Origin of the sequence: Chitinophaga sp. (assembly GCF_036566945.1) — a bacterium.
Classification (GTDB): domain Bacteria; phylum Bacteroidota; class Bacteroidia; order Chitinophagales; family Chitinophagaceae; genus Chitinophaga.
Genome location: NZ_DATCVJ010000902.1, coordinates 1 through 5,542, shown reverse-complemented (window position 1 = coordinate 5,542; position 5,542 = coordinate 1). Strand labels below are relative to the sequence as shown.

Sequence of the window (5,542 nt, the reverse complement as noted above, 5' to 3'; positions counted from 1 at the left end):
TAATTCATCATCGATTGTTAACCTTCCGATAAACATTCCTAATGCAAGACTATGGTCTCCGGACGATCCATTCTTATATGATCTTACTGTCAGGGTATTGAAAAACAACAAACCCATTGATGAAGTAAAAAGCTATTTTGGTATGCGTAAAATAGACATCCAAAAAGATGAAAAAGGAACCGATCGCATTTTTCTGAACAACAAATACACTTACAATCTGGGCATTCTGGACCAGGGATTCTGGCCAGAAGGACTCTACACAGCCCCCACGGACGAAGCATTAGCATTTGATATTAAAACAATAAAATCGCTCGGCTTTAATACTATCAGAAAACATATTAAAATTGAGCCAGCAAGATGGTACTATCATGCAGATAAAATAGGGGTACTGGTATGGCAGGATTTTGTAAACCCTTCCCAGGACCTCCGGCCTGGATCCAAACCGGCCTTCGAAAAAGAAGTGCAGGAAACAATGGAACAACTACACAATCATCCCAGTATTATCACCTGGGTACTTTTCAATGAGCGCTGGGGAGCTTACGATCAAGAAAGGTTAACAGAGTGGGTCAAAAAGAATGATCCCAGCAGAATAGTTAACGGCCATTCAGGTGAATTATTGTATGTGGATAATCAATTACGCGAACCTGCTGACAACCCATGGGTATCCAGTGACATGACAGACGTACACTCCTATCCGGAACCGAGAATGGCTCCGCCCAAACCCAACCAAGCCAGGGTACTTGGTGAGTTTGGCGGTATAGGGGTACCGGTTCCCGGACACGAATGGGATGATATGCAGGGCTGGGGATATGTGCAGGTAAAGCCCACCGAATTGAAAGCAAAGTATGCCCAAATGATGCAAGAGCTGAAAGAACTTGAAAAAGCTGGCTTAAGCGCCTCCATCTATACGCAACCCTTTGACGTAGAAGGAGAGGAAAATGGTTTACTCACCTATGATCGGTCCGTTATTAAAATCCCGGTTACTGAACTAAGAATGCTTAACAAACAACTTGTGAGCCAAACGAAAGGATTTAATCTTGATCCCAACTTCAGTATTGCCGCAAACATAGATATAAATGACAATGATGATAATTATGATCGGCTGGTGAGCGAATACAATAGTGGCAAACGAGATTCCGCATTTTTAAGAAGATTGATTCTCATTGCTATTCGTAAGAAAGATCAAGATAAAACAACTGAATTTGGCAATAATTATATCAGTTTGCTAACGACTCCTTTCTCAAAAGAAAATTTAAAGTTCCTGTCAAAAACAATACTTACCAGTAGGGACAAAGGATTTGAATTATTCCTAAAAAATCAGGAAAAAGTAGATGACGTATTAGGTGCCAACACTGCTATGAAGATCCTCACAAAAATAATAGAGGCTGAAGAAATAACACCTATTTACACTTCAAAGACTCCTCCAAACTGGGATGCTATCATCGCAAAACTAAAAAGTAAATATGGCGATCTAGGCGAAGAATATGGATACGGAAGTTGCATGATCTATTCAGGATTTGGACCAGACCCCAAAGATTGGAAGAACTTCGGAAAATACTATGTTTTATATTTTGAAAAATCGCTAAAGAATCCCCTTTATCATATCAACAATGTAACCTGGGTGTTATTCCAACACGTAGACGACCCAAAAATATTGGAATTTGCGATACAAGTGATGAAATACGCGTTGGAGACCTGGTATCAAGGTAATCCTGAAGCTTACGACACTTATGCGAATTTGCTTCATAAACTTAATAAGTCCGGAGACGCCATCAAATGGGAAGAAAAAGCATTGCAAATGAAGAAAGGTGCTCCAGACGAGAAAGTTTACGCAGACGCCCTCAAAAAAATGAAATCCGGCCAGCCGACCTGGCCTACAAATAACTAACGCATTACGCGGTACATGTGGGCGGATGGTTTACGCCCCATGTGCACTCATGGAAACGTCGCCGATAGTCTTGTTGGTGACCTATTTTTTCTCAAACTGATTAAAAAACTTAAAATATGATCTTATTCCACCCGGCAAAAAAAAATTTTCGAAAAAAAAGTTGAATTACTATGGTACGCTCGGAATTTTTGTGGTGTATATATAATATGTAACCGTTAAAAGGCACACTTTTTTTAAAAAACAAAATGACAGCCGATTGAAATAGTTTGTTACTGTCTTATGCGAACCTATTTTAAAACAGCCCAAACTATCCACAGGCACCGAAACACTAATTTAATCACCCAAATCACATTGTTTATGGCTAGGCCAAGGAAAACCACCCTCCCCGAAAAGATCTTAAAAATTGAAACAGAGAGCTGCAACTTCACACCGGTAGACCAGATACCAGAAGAATACCAGCATCTGCTGATCCCCGCTGCGAAAGTTTTCTTTACACGTGATTATGATTTTGACATGGTATGTCAGTGTATCAGATTAGGGTTCTTCTCTATCTGGACGCATGAAATCTTTGCGATGGAAGCGATTAACTTATTACCGGTTACCTGTAAAGAAATTGTGGCACTCCATTTTATGGCCCATGGTGGTACCAAAGCAGAGATAGCGCAAACAGGCAGTTATCCGCTCAATGGCAAGGAAGTGGTGCTGTTTAAATTAAATGCACAGTTCAATGAGGCGCCGATGAAAAGAGGGGATGAAATGTTCAGTTTTCATATTAATGTGTTACCGGCAGATCTGCCTAAATTAGGTGAAAAGCATCCCGAGCTGGCACAACTGGCCAAGAAGGAGCTGATACCAGGTAGTGGACCGCTGCAGGATAAACCTTATAAGATTAACCTGGTATGCAATTACCTCATTAAAGAAATTACGGATTGTAAGTATATAGAGCAGGCGGCAGAGAAATTCCTGTACAGATGCGCGTTGGACCTGTTTATCAACTTTGCCAACCAGGACAAAATCGCTCATCTGCCTAATATCTACTATTCCGATGAGATGAAGGCTACGCTGGTAGATACTGTGGAGTACATAAAAGAAACCGTGGAAGAACCTTTTAACCTGGCTAAAATTGCCTATCACTTCGATGTGAAAGCACAGGAGCTGAGAGCTGCTTTTGAAAATACTTATCAGATTACGATGGAGGAATTTGACCTGCAGCGTAAAATGATCCATGCGTTCGATATGACGGTGGCCACCAAAGCTACGCCGGAAGAAATTGGCAACGCCATCTGCATTCGTGACACCAAGCAATTTATTAATCTGTTTGAATCTTATTTTGACTGTTCCTTCATCAGAGTTCGTAATGCCCAATGAATTTTTCTACATCACCCCTTTTTGATTTTTTAGGTTGGTGACTCGCGGGACCATTCCTGGTCCCGCATTTTTCTTTTGCCCCTCAAAATAACCCTTGCTTTTTGCAGTCAGAGAAAGAATCCTTAAATTCCTTTTCTTTTCTCACTGTTAAAAGCAAGGGTTATGTCTTTTCAGCAACGTACCATCTTAATTACCGGCGCAAGCCGCGGCATAGGCAAGGCAATCGCGTTACGTTTGGCCAGCAGGGGCGCTAATATTATCATTGCGGCCAAAAGCGTGGAAGAAGACCCGCGCCTGGGAGGTACTATTTACTCTGCTGCCAAAGAAGTAGAAGAAGCCGGCGGCAAAGCCCTGGCCGTACAGGTGGATATCCGTGAGGAAGCACAAATTGCACAAGCCGTACAACAGGCCGTAGAAAAATTTGGGGGCATTGATGTAGTGATCAACAATGCGTCCGCCATTCAGCTCACCAATACAGAGCAAACACCCGCCAAACGATTCGATCTGATGTATGATATTAATGTACGTGGTACCTTCCTCGTAACGCAGCATTGTATTCCTTATCTGAAAAAAGGTAATAATCCACATATCCTCACCTTATCGCCACCGGTGAACATGGACCCAAGATGGTTTAGCCCGCACGTTGCCTATACCATCAGTAAGTACAACATGAGTATGCTGGCTATGGGCTGGGCTGCAGAACTGGCCCAATACAACATTGCCTCCAATGCTTTATGGCCGGCCACCACCATTGCCACTGCGGCGGTGAAAAACCTGTTGGGCGGAGAAGCATTGATTAACAGGAGTCGTACTCCGGATATTATTGCAGATGCAGTAGAATACATTTTACAACAACCAGGCTCCTACACCGGACATACATTTATAGATGAAGAGGTGTTGAAAGCAGCTGGTATTACCGACTTCGATAAATACGCTGTTGTACCGGGTGGCAAACTACAGAAAGACCTTTTTCTTTGAAATCAACAAACTAAAAAATAAGAAGCCGTTCTGGAAAGAACGGCTTTATTATTTGTTTACAATCTAAGCTCTCACTTAGACGATTGATTTGTTAACTGTCACAGCCCTGGAAAGGGCCGCCATTTTTAATTTGTTTGTATCTGTCTATAAATTTTATAGGCAGCTTGTTAACCCATTCCAAATATACAAAAGGCCCCTGATGCAACACGTGTTCAGTTTCATTCAGTTCTTTTTTTCTCTGTTCATTTTTGTTCATTTTTAAAACCTGGGAAAACGCGATTTTTGAATAGAAAAATTTCGTAGACAAAATCGTTATTCCATAGCAACAGATGCTATGGATACCTAACTATTAATCAACAACATTATCGCGTGGGATTACTGGCGTAACTGCCAGCAGAAGTATTGGCGGGTGGAGTATTGGTAACGAGGAAAGAATAAGCGCCGGAGTCAGCACTGATCACGTAATGTCCATCTTTATAACCCGCTGTCAACCGCTGCCCGTTCATGGTTACATCGGAGGTAGACAGTGCCGGCACATAAATAGTAGCGCGGGTATTACCGGGTATTTGAACGTCTAAGGAAAAATTACCTTCTTCTTTTTTCCATTTACAGCAAATAACACCATAAGGCGATTCATAACTGGCTTGCACCCAGGTTACATCCCCTACCGGCTCCGGGCGAATCACCATATCCCGGAAAGCCACGCTGCCGGGAGCTGGCCGGATACCGGCCAAACCTGCATAAAACCATTCCATCAGGTGGCCCAACATAAAATGATTATTGGAAGCATCGTGATAAGCTTGCCAGGATTCCGTTAAGGCAGTAGCTCCTTTGGCCAGCTGCAGCCCATAGCCCGGAACATCAGAACGACTGTTCATATCATAAATCACATCAGAACGGCCCTCGTCGTCCAGCACCCGCAATAGGTAGCGATAGCCAATATCACCCGCAGTAATACCATTATCGTGCTGCCGGATATCCGCTATCATGTTTTCTACCACGGCGGCTTTATCACGGGGATCTACCAGCTCCATGTACACTGACATAGCATTGGCGGTTTGACTGCCAGTACCATATTGTTTGGTGCTATCGTTAAAGAAGGCCGTATTGTAAGCTGCCTTCACCTGCTCCGATAAAGCCTTGTATCTGTGCACATCTTCCCGTCTCCCTAAAATACCTGCTACCTTAGTCAGGATACTGAGGTCATAAAAATACATAGCCGTAGCCGTGATCCCCTTGGGTGTAAGCTGTGATTCACCAGGAAACGCAGGCCCAATATCGTACCAGTCGCCCAGTCCATGCCGGAGA

General features: G+C 42.9%; 4 protein-coding genes. 3 read left to right on the top strand and 1 reads right to left on the bottom strand.

Annotation, left to right across the window (positions count from 1 at the left end):
• From VIP81_RS27170 to VIP81_RS27160, 3 genes are all read left to right on the top strand, one after another.
• Nucleotides 1-1,888: glycoside hydrolase family 2 protein (locus tag VIP81_RS27170; protein ID WP_331968799.1), on the top strand; the 1,888-nt coding region annotated here is incomplete at its 5' end.
• Between the two features lie 357 nt (nucleotides 1,889-2,245).
• Nucleotides 2,246-3,256: a hypothetical protein gene (locus VIP81_RS27165; RefSeq protein WP_331968796.1), complete on the top strand. Its 1,011-nt coding sequence runs from the start codon at nucleotides 2,246-2,248 to the stop codon at nucleotides 3,254-3,256.
• 162 nt (nucleotides 3,257-3,418) lie between these two features.
• Nucleotides 3,419-4,234 carry an NAD(P)-dependent oxidoreductase gene (locus tag VIP81_RS27160; protein ID WP_331968793.1) on the top strand — a complete coding sequence of 272 codons (816 nt, stop codon included), beginning with the start codon at nucleotides 3,419-3,421 and terminating at the stop codon, nucleotides 4,232-4,234.
• A gap of 362 nt (nucleotides 4,235-4,596) precedes the next feature.
• Here VIP81_RS27160 and VIP81_RS27155 read toward each other — a convergent pair.
• On the bottom strand, nucleotides 4,597-5,542 hold a 946-nt coding region (locus tag VIP81_RS27155), incomplete at its 5' end, for an alpha-L-rhamnosidase C-terminal domain-containing protein (protein WP_331968790.1).